A 21,740-nucleotide genomic window follows, 5' to 3' on the forward strand; every position below is an offset into this window, starting at 1 on the left:
CCGATGACCCGTTTCACCCTCAACGGCAAACCGGTAAGCACCGATATGCCCGACGACACCCCGCTGCTGTGGGTGCTGCGCGACGGCCTCGACATGACCGGCACGAAGTTCGGCTGCGGCATGGCGCAATGCGGCGCCTGTACCGTGCATCTCGACGGCCAGCCGATCCGTTCCTGCTCCACGCCCGTGTCCGCGGTCGCGGGCAAGCGCGTGACGACGATCGAAGGTGTCGGCAACGCCCGCATCGGCGCCGCGGTGCAGGCGGCGTGGCAGAAGCTCGACGTCGTGCAGTGCGGCTACTGCCAGTCGGGGCAGATCATGTCGGCAACGGCGCTCCTCGCGTCGAATCCGAAACCGACCGACGTCGACATCGACGCGGCGATGCGCGGCAACATCTGCCGCTGCGCCACCTACGTGCGCATCCGCGCCGCCATCCACGAAGCCGCGAAGACGCTCGCGACGAGGAGCGCAGCATGAGCACCCGGATCGAGAACACCTCCCGCCGCGACTTCCTGAAGGCGGGCGCCGGCCTGACGCTGGCTGTCGTCCTGCCGGGCGCCCGGGGGGCGGTCCTGCCGGGCGCGGACGGTCCGAGCGCCGTGGGCGGCGCCGCCGCGAGCGCAGCCGAATTCGCCCCGAACGCCTTCGTCCGCATCGCGCCGGACAACACCGTGACCGTCGTCGCCAAACACCTCGAGATGGGCCAGGGCACCTACACCGGGCTCGCGACGCTGGTCGCCGAGGAGCTCGACGCGGACTGGTCGCAGGTCGTCACAAAGGGATCGCCGGCCGATGCGGCGCGCTACAACAACCTCTTCTGGGGCAACGCGCAGGGCACGGGCGGCAGCACCGCGATCGCCAACTCCTTCGAGCAGTTGCGCCAGGCGGGAGCGACCGCCAGGGCGATGCTCGTGCAGGCCGCCGCCGAGCGCTGGCGGGTGCCGGCGGACGAAATCAGCGTCAAGGCGGGCGTCGTCAGTCACGCCAGGAGCGGCCGCAAGGCCCGCTTCGGCGAGCTGGCCGAAGCGGCCTCGCTGCTGCAGGTGCCGCAGCAGGTGAAGCTGAAGGATCCGAAGGATTTCACGCTGATCGGCCGCCACGTGCCGCGCAAGGACAGCGTCGCCAAGACGACCGGGCGGGCGCAATTCACGCAGGACGTGAAGCTGCCGGGCATGCTCGTCGCGGTCGTCGCCCATCCGCCGCGCTTCGGGGCGACCGTGAAGAGCGTGGATGACGGTGGCGCGCGCTCGGTTCCCGGCGTCGCGGACGTCGTGCGTATCCCGACCGGCGTCGCGGTGCTCGCACGCGACTACTGGACCGCGAAGAAAGGTCGCGACGCGCTGAAGGTCGAATGGGACGAATCCGCCGCCTACCGCGGCAGCTCGGACGCCATCCTCGCCGACTACCGCAAGCGCGCGGCAACACCCGGCGCCGTCGCGCGCAAGGACGGCGACGCCGCGGCCGCGCTGGGCAAGGCCGCGAAGGTGATCGACGCGGAATACGCCTTCCCCTATCTCGCGCACGCCGCGATGGAGCCGCTCAACTGCGTGATGCGCCTCGACGCGAACGGCTGCGAAGTGTGGAACGGCGAGCAGTTCCAGACCGTCGACCAGATGACCGTCGCAGGCATCCTCGGCCTCAAGCCCGAGCAGGTGAAGCTCAACATGCTCTTCGCCGGCGGCAGCTTCGGGCGGCGCGCGAACCCGCATTCGGACTATCTCGTCGAAACCGCGCACATCGTCAAGGCGATCGGCGGCCGCGCGCCCGTAAAACTCGTGTGGTCGCGCGAAGACGACATGCGCGCCGGCTACTACCGCCCCATCTACCTGCACCGCCTGCAGGCCGCGCTCGACGCCCAGGGCAAGCCGCTCGCGTGGTCGGAGCGCATCGTCGGCCAGTCCATCCTCGCCGGCACGGCTTTCGAGTCGATGATGGTCAAGGACGGCGTCGACGCGACCTCGGTCGAAGGGGCGGCAACCCTGCCCTATGCGATTCCGAACCTGCAGGTCGAACTGCACACGACGAACGGCGATGTGAAGGTGCCGGTCCAATGGTGGCGCTCGGTGGGTTCGACGCATACGGCCTACGCGACGGAAGTCTTCCTCGACGAACTCGCGACGGCGGCCGGCAAGGATCCCGTCGGCTACCGTCTCGGCCTCCTCGCCGGGCATCCGCGCCACGCCGGCGTGCTCAAACTTGCCGCGGACAAGGCAGACTGGGGCAAGCCGCTCGCCGCGGCGAAGACCGGCAAGCGCGGCCGGGGTGTGGCGGTGCATGAGTCCTTCCACACCTACGTCGCTCAGGTCGTCGACGTGACGGTGATGCCGGACGGCCAGTTCAAGGTCGATCGCGTCGTGTGCGCAGTCGATTGCGGCATCGCGGTCAATCCGGACGTGATCCGCGCGCAGATGGAAGGCGGCATCGGCTTCGGCCTCGCGGCGGCGCTCTCCGGCGCGATCACGCTGAAGGACGGCCAGGTGGAGCAGTCGAACTTCCACGACTACCAGGTGCTGCGCATCGACCAGATGCCGAGGATCGAAGTGCATATCGTGCCTTCGGCCGAGAAACCGACCGGCGTCGGCGAGCCCGGCGTGCCGCCACTCGCGCCGGCGCTCGCGAACGCGCTATTTGCTGCTACCGGCAAGCGCATCCGCACCTTGCCGATCGGCGATCAGCTCAAAGCCTGAAGGAGACGGCGATGGACAGCCTCGACCTCGAAGTCCTGACCCGGGCACGTGACTGGCTCGCCGCCGGCCGCGCGGTGATGCTCGCGACCGTCGTGCGGACCTGGGGTTCGTCCCCGCGCCCGCCGGGGGCGCTCCTCGCGCTGCGCGACGACGGGCGCGCGGTCGGGTCGGTCTCCGGCGGCTGCATCGAGGACGACCTGATCTGGCGGCTGCAGCGCGAGGGCATGCCGGCACGCCCGCAGCACGTCAGCTACGGCGTCGATGCCGAGGAGGCGCGCCGCTTTGGCCTGCCCTGCGGCGGCACGATGGAACTCGTGATCGAACCGTTGCATGACGCGGCACCGCTCGACGCCCTGCTCGGGCGCCTCGCGGCGGGCGAGTTGGTCGAGCGCCGTCTCGACCTCGCGAGCGGCCGAAGTACGCTCAGCGCAGCGCATCCCGAACAAGGCACGGCCTTCGACGGCGAGACGCTGACGAGCGTCTTCGGCCCGCGCTACCGCCTGCTGCTGATCGGCGCCGGCCAGCTCTCGGCGAGCCTTTCGCGCATCGCGCTGGGGCTGGATTTCGCGGTCACGGTTTGCGATCCGCGCGAGGAATGGAGCGAGGAGTGGAACGTCCCCGGCACGACGCTGACGCGTGAGATGCCGGACGACGTCGTCACTGCAATGCGGCCGGACGCGCGCACCGCAGTCGTCGCACTGACGCATGACCCGAAGCTCGACGACCTCGCGCTGATGGAGGCGCTGCGCTCGCCGGCCTTCTATGTCGCCGCGCTCGGTTCGCGGCGCAACAATGCGGCGCGGCGCGAACGGCTCCGGGAATTCGACCTCAGCGCCGAACAGCTCGCGGCGCTGCGCGGCCCCGCCGGCCTCTATATCGGCAGCCGCACGCCGGGCGAGATCGCGGTGTCGGTCGCGGCCGAACTCGTCGCGGTCAAGAACGGCGTCGCGCCCGAGCGGGTGCTGAACGTCGAAGCCGCGAAGGATGCGCTCGACATCGCCGCCAACACGCTATCGGCGTGCGCGACCCGATGATCCGCGGCATCCTGCTTGCCGCCGGCTACGGCCGGCGCTTCGACACCGCCGGGCAACGCGACAAGCTCCTCGAACCGCTGTCCGACGGCCGCCCCGTGTTGTGGCACAGCGCCACCGCCTTGTGCGCCGCACTGCCCGGAAGCCTCGCCGTCGTCCGCCCCGGCAGCCCGGAACGCGTACGCTGGCTCGTCGAAGCCGGCTGCGAAGTGCTCGAAAGCACCGAGGCCGAACAGGGGATGGGCAGCGCGCTCGCCCATGCGGTCGGGGCGAGCCCGTCGGCCTCCGGCTGGGTCGTCGCGCTCGCCGACATGCCATGGCTACCGCCGGCAATGATCCGCGCGGTCGCGGACGGCATCGATGCACCGGAACGCATCGTCGCGCCGGTCTGCGACGGACGGCGCGGTCACCCGGTCGGCTTCGGCAGCGCCTGGGGAACGCGCCTCGCGACGTTGACGGGGGACGCTGGCGCGCGGGAACTGCTCCGGGACTCTTCGATCCGCTTGATCGCGACCGAGGAGCGCGGCGTGCTGCGCGACGTCGACACACCGGCCGACCTCGCCCGCTGAGCGGGGGAACGCCCCTGTTGCGATTCCGCGACATCGATCACAATTGCGATTGATTCGTATTTACACAACACGATACAATCCTCTCATCCCTTAGCCAGCCACTCCGCCGCTCCGGCCGGATCGCCAGCCAGCAACGATTCCGACCGGAGTTCCAATGCGTCTTCGCACCCTCAGTGCGGCGATTGCGGCTGCGCTGCCTGCGCTCGCCTTCGCCCAAGCGACCCTGCCCCCCGTCACCGTCACGGCCGAAGAGGCCAATGCCACGCCGTCCTACAACCCGCTGGTGTCATCCACGGCGACCAAGGGCACCGCACCGCTGCGCGACATCCCGCAAACCGTCAACGTCGTCGGCCCCGAGCTGATCGCCGACCAAGGCGTGCGCTCGCTCGCCGAGGCGATGCAGAACGTGCCGGGCGTCACGCTGAACATGGGCGACGGCCAGCGCGACCAGTTCGCGATCCGCGGCTTCACCGCGATCGGCGACAACTTCCTCGACGGCGTACGCGACGACGCGCTGTATTTCCGCGACCTGTCGAACGTCGATCGCATCGAGGTCCTCAAGGGGCCTGCGGCAGTACTGTACGGGCGCGGCTCCTCGGGCGGCATCATCAACCGCGTGAGCAAGCTCCCCACGACGCAGGCGATCCGCGAAGTCACCGTGCAGCTCGACACCGAAGGCGAGAAGCGCATCAGCTTCGACGCTGCCGGCGCGCTCGGCACAGGCGGCCATAGCTTCCGCCTAACCGGCGCCTTCGAGGATTCGACGGGTTTCCGCGACGAATCCTTCCTCAAGCGCGAAGCCTTCGCCCCGTCGCTCGACCTCAAGCTCGGCGAGGACACGAGCCTGCTGCTGCAGCTCAGCCACAACCGCGACCGCCGCCCTACCGATTTCGGCATCCCGGACAACAACGGCCGTCCGCTCGACGTCGATCGCGAGACCTACTACGGCTCGGGCGACGCCGAACGCGACGACATGACGACCGCGACGATGAACACCGCGACCGCGACGCTCTCGCATCGCATCAACGCCGACTGGTCGCTGCGCAATGTGCTGCGCTACTACGACTTCAAGCTCGATCGCGAGAACACGCTCTACCGCACTGGCAGCGCCTACACGCTGCAGAACGGCCAGCTCATGATGCAGCGCACGCACGGCCACGTGATGCGCGACGAGCAGGGCTGGTTCGATCAACTCGAACTGACGCAGCAGGCAACGCTCGCCGGCATGAAGCACAGCCTGCTCTACGGCATCGAAGTCGGCAGCCAGGACAAGTCGCTCGACATCGACAACTGGGTCGGCATCGACCGCGTGCCGCTCTTCAACCCTGGCGGCGCAATCCCGCCCTACTCGACGGCGGCACCCAACTCGCGCACCATCGACAACGTCACGACGCTCGAAAACACGTCGCTTTACGTACAGGACCAGATCGCCCTCGGCGAACACTGGAAGGCGCTCGTCGGCATCCGCTACGACAACTACCGCCAGCAGACGACTGAACCCGGCAAGCCCGACTTCGAACGCACCGACCGCGAATGGAGCCCGCGCGCGGGCCTCGTGTGGCAGCCGGACGCGAACCAGTCCTACTACGCCTCGGTGTCGCGCTCCTTCCAGCCTTCGGGCGAGCAATTCCAGCTCTCCGCGAGCAACGTCCACGCCGACCCCGAGATCACGACCAACCACGAGATCGGCGCGAAGTGGGACTTCCTCGGCGGCGCGCTGTCGGCCGGCGCCTCGATCTTCCGCCTCGTGCGCACCGACATGAAGATCACCGACCCGGTGACGCGCCTCACCGTCAACGCCGGCGAACAGCGCACCGACGGCCTGGAACTGTCGCTCACCGGACGCCCCGCCGCGGGTTGGCAGATCTCCGCCGGCTACGCCTACCTCGACACCGAGATCGTCAAATCGACCGCCACCGGCGGCGCGAACTTCGGCACAACTCGCGTCACCGTGCCATTTGAAGGCAAGGAAGCGGCATTGACGCCGCGCCACAGCGGCTCGCTGTGGGTCACGCGCGAACTGGGCAGTGGCTGGAGCCTCGGCGGCGGTGTGCATGCGCAGGCCCATCAGTACGCCTCGCCCGACAACCTCGTACGCCTGCCCGGCTTCGCGGTGTTCGACGCGGCCCTGCTCTACCGCAGCAAGACCTACGACCTCGCGTTCAACCTGAAGAACGTCTTCGACCGCGAGTACTGGGCGAGCGCGCACGGCAGCGCCAACGGCCTGAACCAGCCGGGCGCGCCGCGCACGCTGCAGGCGACCGCCAGTTACCGTTTCTGAGCCCCCAATGCTCCATCCCCGCCTCCATCCCCGTCCCGCGAGCCCGCGCGGCAACTCGCAGAAATGGCTGCGCCGCATCCACGCCTGGTTCGGCCTGGCCGTCTCCGCGATGCTGCTGCTCTTCGCTATCACCGGCTTCCTGCTCAACCACCGGGCGGTCATGAAGATCGCGGCGCTCGACCGCAAGGAGGTGGTCCAGCTGCTGCCCGTCGAGGCAACGCCGGCCGACCCGAAGGCGCTTGCCGTCGCGCTCGCGCCTAGGCTTGGCCTCGATTCCGCTGCGTTCAAGCCGAAGGTCGATCCGGCCCGCGCGGTCGCCTGGAGCGAGGCCCGGATCGTCCAGCCCGAACGCTGGACGTTGCGCGCCGACATGCCGTCCGAATCGGTCCAGATCGAATACTGGAAAGGCAGCCGCCAGGTCGAAGTGAAGCGCACCCAGCCCAACCTGTGGCTCTATCTCGCGCGCCTGCACATGTCGACCGGTACCGGTCCGGCGTGGGTGCTGTTGGCGGATGCCGCGGCGCTGGGCCTCGCTTTGCTCGGACTGTCCGGCTTCTGGCTGTGGGGACGGCTGCATGGTTCGCGGCGCCAGCTCGCGATGATCGCCAGCGGCGGATTGATGCTCGCGGGCGGCTTGGCGTGGCTCGCTGGATGACCTTGTAATAATCCTTACGGAATGTAAGCACGTGCTAAAATAACGAACTCCCTGGCAGGCGAAGGGTCATTCGACCAGTCGCCGACCTCGTCCGACCGGAGTCCGTCATGTCGTCCGCCGTTCCCCTTCCGACCCGCCGCAGCTTCCTGTGTGCAGCCGCTGTGCTGCTGCTTCCGCTTCCCGCACTCGCACAGGAGGCCGTCTTGGAACTGACCCCGGCCGAGGCCGGCGCTCGCGCCAAGGCCGGCGAGGTCACGCTCATCGACGTGCGCACGCCTGAGGAATGGCGCGAGACCGGCGTCGCGCCCAACGCCACGCGCATCAACCTCTATCATCCCGAAGGCCCTGAGGGCTTTGCACGCGAGGTGCTCAAGCGCGTCGGCGGCAACCGCAATGCGCCGATCGCGCTCGTCTGCCGCACCGGCAACCGCAGCGGGCAAGCGCAGCGGATTCTCGGCGCCCTCGGTTTCAGTCGCGTCTACAACGTGCGCGAAGGTATGAGCGGCAGCACCAGCGGCCCGGGCTGGATCGCGCGCGGCCTGCCCGTGGAAGCCTGCAAGAGCTGCTGACGGCATGGCCGCCTTGGGCGGACTGTGGCATTTACGCTGCAATGCAGCAAAGAAGCTGCAACACGCGGGCGGGACCTGCGACAATGAAATTCCCCGCCGCACTGCGGCCAAACCCGTCTCCGCCGTGATCGTCCGCCCCCGCCCACACTGGATCCGCCTGCTTTTCGCCCGTCGCGGTTCGCTCCTCGTCCGCATCCTGCAACAACAGCTCTTCATCCTGCTGCTGTCCAGCGCCGTCGTCGCTTTCCACGGACAGCTCTTCCACTGGAAAGTCACGCTCACGTCCGCCCCGTTTTCGCTGATGGGCGTCGCGCTCGCGATCTTCCTCGGCTTTCGCATCAACGTCAGCTACGAGCGCTACTGGGAAGCGCGCCGGCTGTGGGGCACGGTTCTCGTCGAAGCACGCAACCTCGCCCGCCAGGTGCTGACCCTCCCCGACACCCGCGAGCAGGCACGGCCTTTCATCCTGGGCCTGACGGGCTTCGCGACGTCGATGCGCAACCAGCTACGCGGCCAGGCGCGCGACGATGGACTCGCCGGCTTGCTCCCCGACGCGCTGATCGAGCGCCTGCGCGACGCACGCTTCGCCCCCTCCCTGGTCCTGCTGTGGCTGGGCGAACAGGTGCACCGCTGGCGCCAGGCCGGCCGCATCGACGGCATGGCGGGGCAGCAGATCGAGGAATCGCTCAACGTGCTCTCCGGCGCGCTCGGCGGCTGTGAGCGCATCGCCGGCACGCCGATGCCCTTCACCTACTCGGTGATCCTGCATCGCAGCGCCTACCTCTACTGCATGCTGCTGCCTTTCGGGCTGATCGACACGATCGGCGTGATGACGCCGCTGATCGTCGCCTTCATCTCCTACACCTTCTTCGCGCTCGAAGCCCTGAGCGACGAGATCGAAGACCCCTTCGGCACGATGCCCAACGACCTCGCACTCGATGCGATGGTCGCGGGGATCGACGCGAGCCTGCGCGAAATGCTCGGCGAAACGCCGCCGCCCGCCCCGCAGCCTGACGAGAATTTCGTGCTGACCTGATCCGCGGAGCTACCAGCCCAGCCCCTTACGCATCAGCAGCAACAAGCCCATCCCGACAATGAAGGGCAGCCAGGGATTGCGCGAGCGCGTCGTCGCGACGAATGCGGCCACGCCGGCCGCGAGCTTGGGATTGATCGGGTCGAGCGCTCCGCCGGCGAGCAGCATGTCCGGCACGATCAGCGCGGAGAGCGCCGCCGCAGGCGCATAGCGGAGCGCACGCTGCAGGGCGGACGGCAGACGCGCGCCCTCGCCCAGCAGCAGGAAACTGCCGCGCGTGATGAGGGTGGTCGACGCAATCAAGGCCAGGGTGATCCACAGCCATACGCCTTCGATCATGACCGCCCCCGCTTGCCGCTCCAGTGCTCGGCGGCAAAGCCGGCCGCGATGCCGACCGCGATGCCCGCGATCACCCCAAGCTTGAGCGGCAGCCCGCGCAAGGCGACGGCCCCGAGCCCCCCGGCGGCGGCCGCGACCAGCATCGTGCGCTCCTTCGCCATCGGCGCGAGCATCACCATCAGCGCGATGGTCGTCATGAATTCGAGCGACCAGTCCTTCGGAATCGCCCCTGCTCCCAGTACGCCCACCAACGCGCCGGTCTGCCACACGAGCCAGCACCAAATCGCCGGCACGACGTAGAAACCCCAGCGCCAGTGCGGATCGTCGGAACGGAAGAGCCTTTCGGAGCAGAGGATGAAGATGCCGTCGACGAGCAGGTAGCTCGACGCGATGCGCCGCGCCCATCCCTGCCCGTGAAAAGCCGGCGCAATCGCCGCGCTGAAGATGATGAAACGCAGATTCAGCACCAGCGCCGTCACGAAGATCAGCCACAAGGGCGCGCCAGCGGCGATCAGCGGCAGCGTGCCGAGCTGGGCCGTACCGGCATAGACGATCAGGTTCATACCCATCGACTCGACGGCCGACAGGCCGATCGAGCGCATCGCCACGCCGGTGACGATCGCCCACGGCACGAGGCCGACCGACATCGGCAGCATCAGCTTGAAGCCCTCGCGGGCGCCCCGCTTGAAGGATTCGTTCATCGACCTCATTGGCCTCATTGACCCTTTCCGGCCGAAGCCGTAAAAGTGATCAAGCATACCAGCGGGGAGTGACCGATGCAGCGGGGGAAATTCCGCATATCCAGGCGGACGGTCTTCAGGGGCGCCCCTGCTGCAACATCCGCGCGCGCTGCTCGCGCACCTCGGGCGGCCAGGTGCTCTGGATGTAGGCCAGCACCGCCAGGATATCGGCGTCGGACAGGTGCCCGCCGAAGGCCGGCATGTCGCTGTCGTAGCCGGCCGGCGCCCACGGCGGGACCATGCCCTGGCGGACGATATTGATCAGCAGTTCATTGGGGTGATGCCAAGTGTGGCCGGAGGCGTCATGCGGAGGAGCCGGAAGACGTCCGTTGGGACGCCGCTGGCGCCAGTCCGGCTGTCCCTCGAGCCGCGCGCCATGACAGCTCGCGCAGTGCTCGCGGTAGACCGCTTCGCCGCGGGCGACCTGCTTCGCGTCCCCCGGATCGATGCTGCCACCGGGCGCGCAGCCCGCCAGCAGCAGCGCGCACGTGAGCGCGCGCTGCCATCGCACCAGAGCGTCAGTTGCCGCCGCCACCGCAGACGTGGCGATCGCGGCCGCAGTGATAGAAGTCGCCCAACGGTCGATAGAACGTGTATTCGAGCGGATTCACGACCATCGCGCGCCCTGCCTCGCCGACCGTACCGCTGGGAATCGTGAAGGGCAGCGAGATGATGAAGCCGGCCGCGCCGAAGACGCTACCGATGATGCCGATCGGACGCACGATCAGCAGATCGGCAGCCATGTCCGAGCCGCGTTCGCCCGTCACCGGTTCGGTCTGCTGGGCCGAGACGATGGTGCTCGACGACAGGAGGAACGCCGCCGTCATGGTGGCAATCAGCTTCTTGTTCATGATCTTCTCCCACGAGGGCCCGCGGCCCTTTCCGTCAGTGCTTTGCGAATATCTGGGTCTTTCCGTCAGCCCCGAAGCTTACAACATTGTAATGGTCCGCAGGGTAAGGGCCTTCCATTCCGGGCGACCCCATCGGCATGCCGGGCGCCGCGATGCCGGCGACCTTGGGCTTTTCCGCCAGCAGGCGTTTGACATCGGCAGCCGGCACATGACCTTCGACCACGTATCCGCCAACGTGCGCCGTATGGCAGGAGCCGAGCGTCCTCGGCACCCCCGCGGCACGCTTGACGACGGCCATCTCCTCGCTCGCAATCTCCTTCACGCGAAAACCCGCCGCCCGCATGTGCTCGGCCCAGGCGCCGCAGCAGCCGCAGTCCGGGTCCTTGTACACGACCACCTCTTCCCCGGCGGCGTACGCAGCGACAGCGATCAGCGCCGCCGCAGACGCCGCCAGGATCGCCGGCAAACGGCCGGCGCGTTTCTTCCGTGTATTCACGATTCCTCCGAATGATGCAGATCGATCACATGGGGCCGCGCCGCCGCGGAAGACTTCCCCGCTTCGGCACTCGTACGGCCCTCGCCAGCACCCGGGGCCGCAAGCGGCAGGTACAGGCTGAAAGTGGTGAGCCCTTGCATCGAGGCGACCACGACGCGACCGCCGTGGGCCTCGACGATCGAGCGCGTGATGGCGAGCCCGAGTCCGGCGCCGTCGCCCTGGCGTGTGCGCGACGGATCGACGCGGTGAAAGCGCTCGAAGAGCCGCGACAGATGCTCCGCCGGGATCGTGTCGCCGGGATTAGCGACGGCCAGCCGCGCCATGCCGTCATCGACGATGTCGATCGCGATCGTCACGGCCGCCCCGGCCGCCGTGTGACGCAGCGCGTTCGACAACAGGTTCGAGATCGCGCGGCGGAGCATCAGACGGTCGCCCGGCACGCGCGCATCGCCCGTCACCATCAGCCGTACGCCCTTCTCCTCGGCCAGCGCCTCGTAGAAATCGACCAGCGCATGCGCCTCGTCGGCGAGCGACAGCGTCTCGGCCGGGCGCGGCAGCAATCCGTTGTCCGCCTGAGCGAGGAACAGCATGTCGGCCACCATGCGCGCGAGGCGCTCGTATTCCTCGAGGTTCGACAACAGCACCTCGCGATACTCGTCGGCGCTGCGTACGCGGCCGAGCGCGACCTGGGTCTGCGTCATCAGGTTGCTGACGGGGGTGCGCAATTCGTGCGCGATGTCCGACGAAAACTCGGACAGGCGACGAAAGCCTTCTTCGAGGCGCGCCATCATCGCGTTGAATTCCGCTCCCAACGCCCTCAACTCCCCGGGCAGCGCCTCCACCGCGATGCGCTCGTGCAGCCGGCTCGCCGAGATCCGTCCCGCCACCGCCGCCATCTTGCGCAGCGGTGCAAGCCCGCCCCGTGCCGCAGCAGCCCCCAGCGCGCTCGTCGCGACGATCGCCAGCGCCACCGCGAGCCATAGCGAGCGCGTGAACTCGCGCATGAAGGCACGGTGGTGCTCGATGTCCATCGACACGACGACCCGCACGTCCGGCGCGCCGGCGACGCCAGTGGGTGCAGCCGCGACGATGCCGCGATAGACGTGTCCGTCCTGCTCCCACACGTGCGGCCCCGGATAGGCCTGCGCCTTCGATACCTCGCGGACGAGTTGGGCCGGGAAGCCGCCACCCGAGGATGCGAACAGGATCTCGCCGCCGTCGCGCACCACCGCGATCGAAAGGCTGTGATGCCCGACGAGTGCGGTATCGAGTTGCTGTGCGACGCCGGCGAAATCATCCTCGCCGCGCACCTGCGCGAGCACCGAGCGCACGAGTTCGAGCTTGCCGTGCAGTTCGACCAGGTCGCCTTCCTCAAAATGGCGCTCGACCGCCAACGAGATGAAGGCCCCGAGCCCGAGCAGCACCGCTGCGCACACGCTGCCGAACAGCAGGGTCAAGCGCAGCGTGAGCGACAGGCGCGGCATCACTGCGCCTCGAGCACGTAACCCATGCCGCGCACCGTATGGATGAGCTTGGGTTCGAACGGCTCATCGACCTTCGCGCGCAGGCGGCGCACGGCCACTTCGATGACATTGGTGTCGCTGTCGAAATTCATGTCCCACACCTGCGAGGCGATCAGCGAGCGCGGCAGCACCTCGCCCTGGCGTCGCAACAGCAACTCGAGCAGGCCGAATTCCTTCGCAGTGAGATCGATGCGCTGGCCAGCCCGCGTCACGCGCCGGCGCAGCAGGTCGAGCTCCAGGTCCGCCACGCGTAGCACCTCCGGCTCCTTCGACTTGCCACGGCGCAGGAGCGTTCGCACGCGGGCGAGCAGTTCGGAGAACGCAAAAGGCTTGACGAGATAATCGTCCGCACCGAGCTCCAGCCCGCGCACGCGGTCCTCGACCTGGTCGCGCGCCGTCAGGAACAGCACCGGGAACTCGCGTCCGGCACGCCGGACCGTCTGCAGCACGCTCCAGCCGTCGAGCCCGGGCAGCATCACGTCGAGGATCATCAGGTCGTACTCGCCGGTCAGCGCGTAATGCACGCCGTCCATGCCGTCGCGCACCAGATCGCAGACGAAGCCCGCCTCGACCAACCCCTGGCGGAGATAGTCGCCCGTCTTGAGTTCATCTTCGACGATCAGTATCTTCATTTCCGTTCCCTGATACCAACGGTCCATGCGGGGCATTGTGCCTGTCGTCGGGCGAGCCGGCCAAAGATTACAAAGATGTAATCGACGTGTCAGCTTGCCGTCCGCCGCCTCGCCGCATCATGCCAAACAGAACCAGCCACAGGGGCGGTTCTCGCGTCGATACGGCAACGCCGGCTGCCCCGACACAAGCCCAGAGGCCACGACCATGAACATCAAGCCCTTCCTCCTCGCCGCCGCGTTGTGCGTCGCCGCCCCCGCCGCCCTCGCAGAGAGCAGCCACGACGGACATCTCGCAGCGCCGACCGCCGCCGCGGGAAAGCCGGCGACCATGTCCAGCGGCACTGTGCGCAAGGTCGACAAGGGCGCCGGCAAGATCACAATCGCCCACGGTCCGCTCGAAAACCTGGGCATGCCGGGCATGACTATGGCATTCCGCGTTGGCGACGCGGCAATGCTGGACCAGGTCAAGGTCGGCGACAAGATCCGCTTCGTCGCCGAACGCGTGGAAGGCGTCTTCAGCGTCACGAAGCTCGAAGTCGCGCAGTAGAGGGGGACGGACGCCTCGGCGCGAAATCCCGCCGCACGGGGGCCAGGCCCGCGGATCTCACCTGTCGTTCAAGAACAACAAATATCTTACGGAGTATCGACGATGATCTCGGCCATGGCGGGCGCCTTCCGACCACGCGTGAGCGTGCCGCTTCTGGTCGCCGCCGTAGCGCTTGCCGGCGCAACCGCACAGGCACAGGATGGCGTTCAGACCTTTCCGGTCGGAGCCGACGCGGTCGCCCTCGCCGCGCCCGCGCTGGGAGCGACCGCTGCAAGCTTGCTCGACCACGCCCGCGCAACGAGCCCCGCCTTCGCCGCCCAGCGCGCCGAAACCGCCGCCGCGCGGGAGCGGATCGAATCGGCCGGCGCGCTGCCCGATCCGAACGTCCAGGTCGAGCTGATGGATTTCACGAACCGGATGCGCGGCGGCAACACGACGCTGGTCCCCGGTCAAGTCGGCGAGACGCGCTACCGCGTGATCCAGCAACTGCCCGGATGGGGCAAGCGCGAGTTGCAGACGCGCGCGGCCGCGGCGAAGGCCGACCAGGCCGCTGCGGGTCTCGACGCCGCCTGGCTGGATCTCGCCGCGTCGATCAAGAGCGCGTGGCTGCGCTACTACGCCGCCGACCGCGAAGCCGCGCTCGCGCGCGAATCGCTGACGCTGCTCGGCGGGCTCGAGGAAGCGGCCCTCGCGCGCTACCGCCAGGGCCTCGCGCCGCAGCAGGCAGTGCTGCGCGCGCAGCGCGAGATCACGAGCCAGCGCCTCGCCCAGGTCGCCATCGAACAGCGCCGCCGCAGTGCCGCCGCCGCCCTCAACGGCCTGCTCGCCCGCGCCCCCGATGCGCCGCTGGCCGCACCGATCGACCCGCCGGCCCTGCCGTCCGCCGTGGACCTGGCGTCCCTGGTGGCCCACGCTCGCGACCGCAACCCGGCGCTCACCGCCGACGAACGCGGCATCGACGCTGCCCGTCTCGAACGCGAGCGCACCTGGGCGGACCGCTATCCGGACTTTTCCGTTGGCCTCACGAACAACCGCGTCCGCGGCGAAGCGCAGACCTGGGACGTGATGTTCGAGGTCATGATCCCCTTGCAGCAATCCACGCGCCGCGCACGCGAGCGCGAGGCCGAACACATGCTCGCCGCCGCGGACGCACGCCGTGAGGCGACCGGCGCCCGCATCGCCGGCGAGGTCGGCACCGCCTATTCGAACTTCACGAGCAGCCAGGAAAGCCGGCGGCTGATCCGCGGCACCCTGCTGCCCCAGGCCCAGGCGACGCGCGACGCCACCCGCGCCGCCTTCGAGACCGGCCGCGCCGACTTCGACGCCGTCCTCGAAGCCGAGCGCCAGCTCGTCGACACGCGCATGAGCCTGCTCCAGGCCGACGTCGAATCGCACATGGCCCTCATCGAAATCGAGAAACTGGTCGGAGAACCCTTGTGAAACCCGTCGTGCAACTCACCATCGCCGCAATCGCGGTCGCTGCCGCCCTTGGCGCCGGCTACTGGGCCGGCACGCGCAACGCAGGCCACGGTGCGGCGCCGGCCGAGTCCTCCACGCCTGCAGCCACGGCCGATGCGGGCGGCAGCCGCAAGATCCTCTACTACCGCAACCCGATGGGCCTGCCCGACACCTCGCCGGTGCCGAAGAAGGACTCGATGGGCATGGACTACATTCCCGTCTACGAGAGCGAAGGCGCGGGCGCCGGCCAGGACGATGCAGGCGCCGTCACCGTCAGCCCCTCGCGCCTGCAGACCCTGGGCGTACGCACCGCGGTCGCGGAGTTGCGCACGCTGGACGAGCCGCTGCGCGCGGTCGGTCGCATCGCCATCAACGAGCGTACGATTGTGGACGTCACCCCGCGCTTCGAAGGCTGGATCGAGCGCCTACACGTCAACGCGAGCGGCGACCCGGTCCGCCGCGGCCAACCGCTGTTCTCGGTCTACAGCCCCGAACTCCTGTCGGCTGGCTCCGAGCTGCAGATCGCCGAGCGCCTGCAGCACGATGCGTCCGCCGATCCCGCCGCGGCCGAATCGGCAAAGCGTCTCGCCGACGCGACCCGTGCACGGGTGTCGAACTGGCAGATGAAGCTGCCCGAAGGCGTCAAAGCGGGCAGCGGGCGGCTCACCTTCACCTCGCCCGCCAACGGCATCGTGCTCGAAAAGAAGGCCGTCGAAGGCATGCGCTTCATGCCCGGCGACGCGCTCTACCGCATCGCCGACCTGTCGACCGTCTGGGTGCTCGCCGACGTCTATGAACGTGACCTCGCCCGCATCAAGCCCGGACAGCCCGCCACGGTCGAGCTCGACGCCTTCCCCGGACGCAGCTTCGCGGCGAAGGTCGCCTACCTTTATCCGACGATCGACGCCGCGACGCGCACGACGCAGATCCGCCTCGAACTCGCGAACCCCGAAGGACTGCTTCGCCCCGGTCTCTTCGCGCACGCCGAAGTCGCGACCGGCAAGGCCGCCCCGGCGCTGACCGTTCCCGCCTCAGCCGTGATCGACAGCGGCGAGCGCCAGGTCGTGCTCGTCGCGAAGGACGAAGGCCGCTTTGCACCGAAGGCGGTCAAGATCGGTCGTCGCGGCGTCGAGCACGTCGAGATCCTCGAAGGCGTCGCCGAGGGCGATCGCGTCGTCGTCTCGGCGAACTTCCTGATCGACGCCGAGAGCAACCTGCGCGCCGCGCTCGCGAGCTTCACCGCCGGCAAGGACACGGGCGCCGCCGCGCAAACCTACTCGGGCGAAGGCACGATCGACTCGATCGACCTCTCTTCCGGCACCGTCAGCATCGCGCACGGCGCCATCCCCGCGCTGCAGTGGCCGGCGATGACGATGGAGTTCAACCTGGCATCCGCCGACCTTGCGAAGACGCTCGCCCCGGGACAGCCGATCCGCTTCGAGTTCGAGCAGCGCACGCCGGGCGAATTCACCGTCACGCGCATCGAGCCCGCTGCCAGCCCCGCCGGACACCAAGGCCACTGACATGCTCAACCGCCTCATCGACTGGTCGGCCCGCAACGTCTTCCTCGTCCTGCTGGCGACGCTCTTCGTCGCCGCAGCCGGCGTCTATGCGCTGAAGAAAACGCCGGTGGATGCGCTCCCCGACCTCTCCGACGTGCAGGTCATCGTCTTCGCCGACTACCCCGGCCAGGCGCCGCAAGTCGTCGAGGACCAGGTCACCTATCCGCTGACGACGGCACTCCTCGCGGTGCCCAAGGCCAAGGTCGTGCGCGGCTTCTCGATGTTCGGCGCGTCCTACGTGTACGTGATCTTCGAGGATGGCACCGACATCTACTGGGCCCGCTCGCGCGTCCTCGAATACCTCTCGTCGGCCGCCGGCCGCATGCCCGCGGGCGTGTCGCCGCAGATCGGGCCGGACGCGACCGGCGTCGGCTGGGTCTATCAATATGCGCTCACCGACAAGGACCGCTCGCTCGCGGAGCTGCGCAGCCTGCAGGACTGGTACGTCCGCTACCAGCTCACGAAGGCGCAGGGTGTGGCCGAAGTCGCGAGCCTCGGCGGCTTCGTCAAGGAATACCAGGTCACGGTCGATCCGCACCGGCTCGCAAGCTACGGCATCCCGCTCGACCGCGTCGCGCAAGTGATCCGCACATCGAACCGCGACGTCGGCGGCCGTGTCGTCGAGATGGCCGAGACCGAATACATGGTGCGCGGCCGCGGCTATCTGCGCAGCGCGCAGGACATTGCCGACCTCGTTCTGAAGAGCGAAGGAGGCACGCCGGTGCTCGTGCGCGACGTCGCCCGCGTCGAACTCGTCCCGGCCGAGCGCCGCGGCATCGCGGAGCTCAACGGCGAAGGCGAAGTCGCCTCCGGCATCGTCATGGCACGTTTCGGCCAGAACGCCCTCGACGTGATCGCCAACGTCAAGGCGAAGATCGCCGAGATCGGCGCCGGCCTGCCGGAAGGCACGTCCATCGTCCCCGTCTACGATCGTTCGGCGCTGATCGAACGCGCGATCGCCAACCTCAAGGGCACGCTGCTCGAGGAAAGTCTCATCGTCGCCGTCGTGTGCGTCGTGTTCCTGATGCACGTGCGCAGCGCGCTCGTCGCGATCATCACGCTACCGATTGGCATCCTCGTCGCGTTCATCGCGATGCGCACGCTCGGGCTCGGCTCCAACATCATGAGCCTCGGCGGCATCGCGATCGCGATCGGCGCGATGGTCGACGCCGCCATCGTGATGATTGAAAACGCCCACAAGCGGCTCGAACAGGTCCCCGACGACGCCCCGCAATCCGCCCGCGCCGAAGCGATGATCCGCGCCTGCAAGGAAGTCGGCCCCGCGCTCTTCTTCTCGCTGCTGATCATCACCGTCTCCTTCCTGCCCGTCTTCACGCTCGAAGGCCAGGAAGGCCGCATGTTCTCGCCGCTCGCCTTCACGAAGACCTTCTCGATGGCGGGCGCGGCGCTCCTGTCCGTGACGCTCGTGCCGGTGCTGATGATGCTCTTCATCCGCGGCCGCATCCTGCCCGAGGCGAAGAACCCGGTGAATCGCGCGCTGATCTGGCTCTACCGCCCAATCATCGCGTGGGTCATGCGCCATCGCGCGCTGACGCTCGTCGCCGCGCTCGTCTCGATGGCGATCACGCTCTACCCGGCAAGCCGCATCGGCGCCGAATTCATGCCGACGCTCAACGAAGGCACGCTCTTCTACATGCCCGCGTCGCTGCCCGGCATGTCGGTGACGAAGGCTGGCGAACTCTTGCAGACCACGGACCGCATCATCAAGACCTTCCCCGAGGTCGAGTCCGTCTACGGCAAGGCCGGCCGCGCGACCAGTGCCACCGACCCCGCGCCGCTCGAAATGTTCGAGACCGTCATCAACCTCAAGCCGCAATCGGAATGGCGCCCCGGCATGACGACTGACAAGCTGATCGCCGAGATGGACGCGGCACTCAAGTTCCCCGGCGTCGCGAACTCCTGGACCATGCCGATCAAGGCCCGCCTCGACATGCTCTCGACCGGCATCCGCACGCCGATCGGCGTCAAGGTCTTCGGCAAGGACCTCGCGACCATCGAACGCCTCGCCCGCGAAGTCGAAGCCGCCGTCCGCGACGTCCCCGGCACGACGAGCGCCTACGCCGAGCGCGTCACCGGCGGCTTCTACCTCGATATCACCCCGGACCGGGCGCAGCTCGCGCGCTATGGCATCACTGTCGACGACTTCCAGATGGTCGTCGCGACCGCCCTCGGCGGCGACCCCGTCACGACCACCGTCGAAGGCCTCGAACGCTACACCGTCGCCGTGCGCTACCCGCGCGACCTGCGCGACGACCCGCGCCGCATCGCATCGGAAGTCTTCGTCCCGCTCCCCGGCGGCGGCAACCTCCCCCTCGGCCAGCTCGCAAAGGTCACGCTCACCAAGGGCGCCCCCGCGATCCGCACCGAGAACGCGTTGCTCACCGCTTATGTATACGTCGACATCCGCGACCGCGACATCGGCTCCTACGTCGCCGACGCCCGCCGCGCCGTCACCGAAAAAGTCGCCTTCCCGCCGGGTTACTACGCCACCTGGAGCGGCCAGTTCGAATACATGGAACGCGCGAAGGAAAAGCTCATCGTCGTCGTGCCGCTGACCCTCGCGATCATCTTCCTGCTCCTCTACCTCAACTTCCGCCGCCTCACCGAAACCCTGATCGTGATGCTGTCCGTGCCCTTCGCGCTTGTCGGTGGCATCTGGCTGATGTGGTGGCTCGGCTACAACATGAGCGTCGCCGTCGCCGTCGGCTTCATCGCGCTGGCCGGCGTCGCCGCCGAAACCGGCGTCGTGATGCTGATCTACCTCGACCACGCCTGGGAGGCGATCAAGGCCCAACGCCAAGCCGAAGGCCGCGTCCCCGACACCACCGACCTCTACCACGCCATCATGGAAGGCGCCGTCGAACGCGTCCGCCCGAAGATGATGACGGTGGTCGCGATCATCGCTGGCCTGCTGCCGATCATGTGGGGCAGCGGCACCGGCTCGGAGGTCATGAGCCGGATTGCCGCGCCGATGGTGGGGGGGATGCTGTCCTCGACGGTGCTGACGCTGGGGGTGATTCCGGCGATTTATGGGTTGGTGAAGGAGTGGAGGCTGACACGGGCGATGGAGTCGGCCAGTAGCGCCTTCGAACCGACCAGAGCCTGACCGCCGGGTTCATGGGAGGCGTCGAGCGATAGCTAAGGTCGCCCATATGCGACTTATCTGATTATTATCGCTTGTCTGTCCCCACCAAATGATAAAGCACTCGACCGGCACGAGCGCCGCAGACACGGGCTCCGACACCAAGTACGTGCCGGCCTCCTGCCGCGGCTAATACTGCAGTTCGAAAAGTGGCCCCTCCTCATGAGGGGCTTTTTTGTTTGTACGAGGTTGAAGGCATGAACCTATTCGGGCTATTCACGAGCGAGCCGGAGAAAGCCTTGGCGCGCAAACTGGGCTGATCGACCAGGGCCGTCAGGTCTTGTCGTCAAACCGGGTGTCGCGTGTGCTTGAGCAGGTTTTTCGAAACCGCAAAGCACCATCAGTCACAGATTGGCATGGATTTCATGAAACGCGCCCACCCGAAACCCTTCTCTGATTCGTCATCATCGATGCTGCTACGTCTGATCAAGAACATTTTCTCGCAGCGCTCTACGAACTCGCGCAGCGGCGTCTGCCGCGAAGTCACATTGTCAACAATTGACATTCCCACCTAGCATCCTGTCGCTTGTTGACGCATTCTGTGACAAATATCACGCGATGCAGCGAGCCGCGACGACCCCGCCCGGCCACATCTTCCTTCAACCAACTGTTTTGATTGCATTTCCGTGAACGCCTTATAGCAAGTGCGGGAATACCGAAAATCTGGCACATACGTTGCGGAAGCATAGCCAAGCGGACAGTCCGTGGTTTCCTCTAAGGAGAAGCATCATGAAAAAGATCCAACAAGGCTTTACCCTCATCGAACTGATGATCGTCGTCGCGATCATCGGCATTCTGGCCGCCGTCGCGCTGCCGGCTTACCAGAACTACACGATCCGGGCCAAGGTTTCGGAACTGGTGCTGGCCGCCAGCGGCGCGCGCACCTGCATCACCGAGGTTTACCAGTCGGTCGGGGGAGCGACGATCCCAACGACGGTTGCAGCGGACTGCGCAGTCTCGACCGTCGGCAAGGTAACCGGTGCGACGGTGTCGACTGGTGGGGTCGTCACGGTCACGGGCACTACTGCCACAAGCTCCGTGGGCGCGGCCGTGACCATCACCCTGACGCCGACAGTCCAGTCGGCCGCAGGCACCCTGACCTGGGCTTGCTCGGGCTCCGACACCAAGTACGTCCCGGCCTCCTGCCGCGGCTAATACTGCAGTTTGAGAGACGGCCCCTCCTCACGAGGGGCTTTTTTGTTTGTACGAGGTTGAAGGCATGAACCTATTCGGGCTATTCACGAGCGAGCCGGAGAAAGCGTTGGCGCGCAAACTGGCTGAGCACCTGGCCAAGAACATTCCGCCAAAGCTGATGGACAAGGGCCGTCAGGTCTTGTCGGCAAACCGGGTGTCGCGTGTGCTTGAGCAGGCTTTCGAAACCGCAAAGGACCATCAGGCACAAACAGGCATGGGTTTCATGAAACGCGCCATCCTCGCCAACAACTTCAAGTGGGAACTCCAGACGAAGGGGTACCCCAAGGATTTCATCAATCTGGCCATCGAGGGGCTGGTGGTGGAGTTGTCGAAAGCACGGCAATCGCGAAACGCCAAGTGAGTCGCAGCGGTCGACGCCCAAGTCCGCATCGCCCCCGAAACCCTTCACT

21 protein-coding genes are annotated in these 21,740 nt (G+C 67.6%); 14 read left to right on the top strand and 7 right to left on the bottom strand.

Annotation, left to right across the window (positions count from 1 at the left end):
• The first annotated feature begins 3 nt into the window (after positions 1-3).
• The 8 genes from AZKH_RS19335 (at position 4) to AZKH_RS19370 (ending at position 8,828) form a co-directional block, all read left to right on the top strand.
• Complete coding sequence (locus AZKH_RS19335; RefSeq protein ID WP_015437487.1) at positions 4-477, top strand: (2Fe-2S)-binding protein; 474 nt, start codon at positions 4-6, stop codon at positions 475-477.
• Positions 474-2,687 (top strand): xanthine dehydrogenase family protein molybdopterin-binding subunit, encoded by a 2,214-nt coding sequence (locus AZKH_RS19340; protein WP_015437488.1) that lies wholly within the window; start codon positions 474-476, stop codon positions 2,685-2,687. The genes AZKH_RS19335 and AZKH_RS19340 overlap by 4 nt, the downstream gene beginning before the upstream one ends.
• Before the next feature lie 11 nt (positions 2,688-2,698).
• Positions 2,699-3,721: an XdhC family protein gene (locus tag AZKH_RS19345; protein WP_015437489.1), complete on the top strand. Its 1,023-nt coding sequence runs from the start codon at positions 2,699-2,701 to the stop codon at positions 3,719-3,721.
• Positions 3,718-4,287, top strand: coding sequence for an NTP transferase domain-containing protein (locus AZKH_RS19350; RefSeq protein WP_051071792.1), 570 nt, complete (start codon positions 3,718-3,720; stop codon positions 4,285-4,287). The genes AZKH_RS19345 and AZKH_RS19350 overlap by 4 nt, the downstream gene beginning before the upstream one ends.
• Before the next feature lie 154 nt (positions 4,288-4,441).
• Positions 4,442-6,568: a TonB-dependent siderophore receptor gene (locus tag AZKH_RS19355; RefSeq protein ID WP_015437491.1), complete on the top strand. Its 2,127-nt coding sequence runs from the start codon at positions 4,442-4,444 to the stop codon at positions 6,566-6,568.
• A 7-nt stretch (positions 6,569-6,575) separates the two neighbouring features.
• The gene (locus AZKH_RS19360) at positions 6,576-7,223 is read left to right on the top strand and encodes a PepSY-associated TM helix domain-containing protein (RefSeq protein ID WP_015437492.1); all 648 of its coding nucleotides are present in this window, start codon (positions 6,576-6,578) and stop codon (positions 7,221-7,223) included.
• 107 nt (positions 7,224-7,330) lie between these two features.
• Entirely contained in the window at positions 7,331-7,792 is a 462-nt protein-coding gene (locus tag AZKH_RS19365) for a rhodanese-like domain-containing protein (protein ID WP_015437493.1), read from the top strand.
• Positions 7,793-7,916: 124 nt separating this feature from the next.
• The gene (locus AZKH_RS19370) at positions 7,917-8,828 is read left to right on the top strand and encodes a bestrophin family ion channel (protein WP_041657601.1); all 912 of its coding nucleotides are present in this window, start codon (positions 7,917-7,919) and stop codon (positions 8,826-8,828) included.
• Between the two features lie 9 nt (positions 8,829-8,837).
• Here AZKH_RS19370 and AZKH_RS19375 read toward each other — a convergent pair whose 3' ends face one another.
• The 7 genes from AZKH_RS19375 to AZKH_RS19405 form a co-directional block, all read right to left on the bottom strand.
• Entirely contained in the window at positions 8,838-9,164 is a 327-nt protein-coding gene (locus AZKH_RS19375) for an AzlD domain-containing protein (protein WP_015437495.1), read from the bottom strand.
• Positions 9,161-9,865, bottom strand: coding sequence for an AzlC family ABC transporter permease (locus AZKH_RS19380; RefSeq protein ID WP_015437496.1), 705 nt, complete (start codon positions 9,863-9,865; stop codon positions 9,161-9,163). The genes AZKH_RS19375 and AZKH_RS19380 overlap by 4 nt, the downstream gene beginning before the upstream one ends.
• A gap of 115 nt (positions 9,866-9,980) precedes the next feature.
• Positions 9,981-10,415, bottom strand: coding sequence for a cytochrome c (locus tag AZKH_RS19385; protein WP_231874432.1), 435 nt, complete (start codon positions 10,413-10,415; stop codon positions 9,981-9,983).
• A 7-nt stretch (positions 10,416-10,422) separates the two neighbouring features.
• A complete protein-coding gene (locus tag AZKH_RS19390; RefSeq protein WP_015437498.1) occupies positions 10,423-10,755 on the bottom strand; it encodes a hypothetical protein in 333 nt (110 codons plus the stop codon).
• Positions 10,756-10,789: 34 nt separating this feature from the next.
• The gene (locus AZKH_RS19395; protein ID WP_015437499.1) at positions 10,790-11,251 is read right to left on the bottom strand and encodes a DUF411 domain-containing protein; all 462 of its coding nucleotides are present in this window, start codon (positions 11,249-11,251) and stop codon (positions 10,790-10,792) included.
• Positions 11,248-12,735 (bottom strand): heavy metal sensor histidine kinase, encoded by a 1,488-nt coding sequence (locus AZKH_RS19400; RefSeq protein ID WP_015437500.1) that lies wholly within the window; start codon positions 12,733-12,735, stop codon positions 11,248-11,250. The genes AZKH_RS19395 and AZKH_RS19400 overlap by 4 nt, the downstream gene beginning before the upstream one ends.
• Positions 12,735-13,406, bottom strand: coding sequence for a heavy metal response regulator transcription factor (locus tag AZKH_RS19405; RefSeq protein ID WP_041656411.1), 672 nt, complete (start codon positions 13,404-13,406; stop codon positions 12,735-12,737). The genes AZKH_RS19400 and AZKH_RS19405 overlap by 1 nt, the downstream gene beginning before the upstream one ends.
• Positions 13,407-13,611: 205 nt before the next feature.
• On the opposite strand from AZKH_RS19405, the gene AZKH_RS19410 reads away from it, so the two are divergent.
• The 6 genes from AZKH_RS19410 to AZKH_RS19435 all read left to right on the top strand — a co-directional run bounded on the left by AZKH_RS19410 (position 13,612) and on the right by AZKH_RS19435 (position 21,691).
• Positions 13,612-13,953, top strand: a complete 342-nt coding sequence (locus AZKH_RS19410) for a copper-binding protein (protein WP_015437502.1) — start codon at positions 13,612-13,614, stop codon at positions 13,951-13,953.
• A 102-nt stretch (positions 13,954-14,055) separates the two neighbouring features.
• Complete coding sequence (locus tag AZKH_RS19415; RefSeq protein WP_015437503.1) at positions 14,056-15,393, top strand: TolC family protein; 1,338 nt, start codon at positions 14,056-14,058, stop codon at positions 15,391-15,393.
• Positions 15,390-16,934 (top strand): efflux RND transporter periplasmic adaptor subunit, encoded by a 1,545-nt coding sequence (locus AZKH_RS19420; protein ID WP_015437504.1) that lies wholly within the window; start codon positions 15,390-15,392, stop codon positions 16,932-16,934. Before AZKH_RS19415 ends, AZKH_RS19420 begins: the two co-directional genes overlap by 4 nt.
• A 1-nt stretch (position 16,935) precedes the next feature.
• Complete coding sequence (locus AZKH_RS19425) at positions 16,936-20,100, top strand: efflux RND transporter permease subunit (protein WP_015437505.1); 3,165 nt, start codon at positions 16,936-16,938, stop codon at positions 20,098-20,100.
• Between the two features lie 765 nt (positions 20,101-20,865).
• Positions 20,866-21,291: a pilin gene (locus tag AZKH_RS19430; protein ID WP_015437506.1), complete on the top strand. Its 426-nt coding sequence runs from the start codon at positions 20,866-20,868 to the stop codon at positions 21,289-21,291.
• A gap of 64 nt (positions 21,292-21,355) precedes the next feature.
• Positions 21,356-21,691: a hypothetical protein gene (locus AZKH_RS19435; protein WP_015437507.1), complete on the top strand. Its 336-nt coding sequence runs from the start codon at positions 21,356-21,358 to the stop codon at positions 21,689-21,691.
• The last annotated feature ends 49 nt before the right edge of the window (positions 21,692-21,740 follow it).

The sequence above is a fragment of the Azoarcus sp. KH32C genome, assembly GCF_000349945.1.
Taxonomy (GTDB): domain Bacteria; phylum Pseudomonadota; class Gammaproteobacteria; order Burkholderiales; family Rhodocyclaceae; genus Aromatoleum.

What these genes read in the sequence shown, in the direction of transcription:
- AZKH_RS19335 (WP_015437487.1), top strand. Translation starts at nt 4, where the DNA reads ATGACCCGTTTCACCCTCAACGGCAAACCGGTAAGCACCGATATGCCC.
- AZKH_RS19340 (WP_015437488.1), top strand. Translation starts at nt 474, where the DNA reads ATGAGCACCCGGATCGAGAACACCTCCCGCCGCGACTTCCTGAAGGCG.
- AZKH_RS19345 (WP_015437489.1), top strand. Translation starts at nt 2,699, where the DNA reads ATGGACAGCCTCGACCTCGAAGTCCTGACCCGGGCACGTGACTGGCTC.
- AZKH_RS19350 (WP_051071792.1), top strand. Translation starts at nt 3,718, where the DNA reads ATGATCCGCGGCATCCTGCTTGCCGCCGGCTACGGCCGGCGCTTCGAC.
- AZKH_RS19355 (WP_015437491.1), top strand. Translation starts at nt 4,442, where the DNA reads ATGCGTCTTCGCACCCTCAGTGCGGCGATTGCGGCTGCGCTGCCTGCG.
- AZKH_RS19360 (WP_015437492.1), top strand. Translation starts at nt 6,576, where the DNA reads ATGCTCCATCCCCGCCTCCATCCCCGTCCCGCGAGCCCGCGCGGCAAC.
- AZKH_RS19365 (WP_015437493.1), top strand. Translation starts at nt 7,331, where the DNA reads ATGTCGTCCGCCGTTCCCCTTCCGACCCGCCGCAGCTTCCTGTGTGCA.
- AZKH_RS19375 (WP_015437495.1), bottom strand. Translation starts at nt 9,164, where the DNA reads ATGATCGAAGGCGTATGGCTGTGGATCACCCTGGCCTTGATTGCGTCG.
- AZKH_RS19380 (WP_015437496.1), bottom strand. Translation starts at nt 9,865, where the DNA reads ATGAACGAATCCTTCAAGCGGGGCGCCCGCGAGGGCTTCAAGCTGATG.
- AZKH_RS19390 (WP_015437498.1), bottom strand. Translation starts at nt 10,755, where the DNA reads ATGAACAAGAAGCTGATTGCCACCATGACGGCGGCGTTCCTCCTGTCG.
- AZKH_RS19400 (WP_015437500.1), bottom strand. Translation starts at nt 12,735, where the DNA reads ATGCCGCGCCTGTCGCTCACGCTGCGCTTGACCCTGCTGTTCGGCAGC.
- AZKH_RS19405 (WP_041656411.1), bottom strand. Translation starts at nt 13,406, where the DNA reads ATGAAGATACTGATCGTCGAAGATGAACTCAAGACGGGCGACTATCTC.
- AZKH_RS19410 (WP_015437502.1), top strand. Translation starts at nt 13,612, where the DNA reads ATGAACATCAAGCCCTTCCTCCTCGCCGCCGCGTTGTGCGTCGCCGCC.
- AZKH_RS19415 (WP_015437503.1), top strand. Translation starts at nt 14,056, where the DNA reads ATGATCTCGGCCATGGCGGGCGCCTTCCGACCACGCGTGAGCGTGCCG.
- AZKH_RS19425 (WP_015437505.1), top strand. Translation starts at nt 16,936, where the DNA reads ATGCTCAACCGCCTCATCGACTGGTCGGCCCGCAACGTCTTCCTCGTC.
- AZKH_RS19430 (WP_015437506.1), top strand. Translation starts at nt 20,866, where the DNA reads ATGAAAAAGATCCAACAAGGCTTTACCCTCATCGAACTGATGATCGTC.
- AZKH_RS19435 (WP_015437507.1), top strand. Translation starts at nt 21,356, where the DNA reads ATGAACCTATTCGGGCTATTCACGAGCGAGCCGGAGAAAGCGTTGGCG.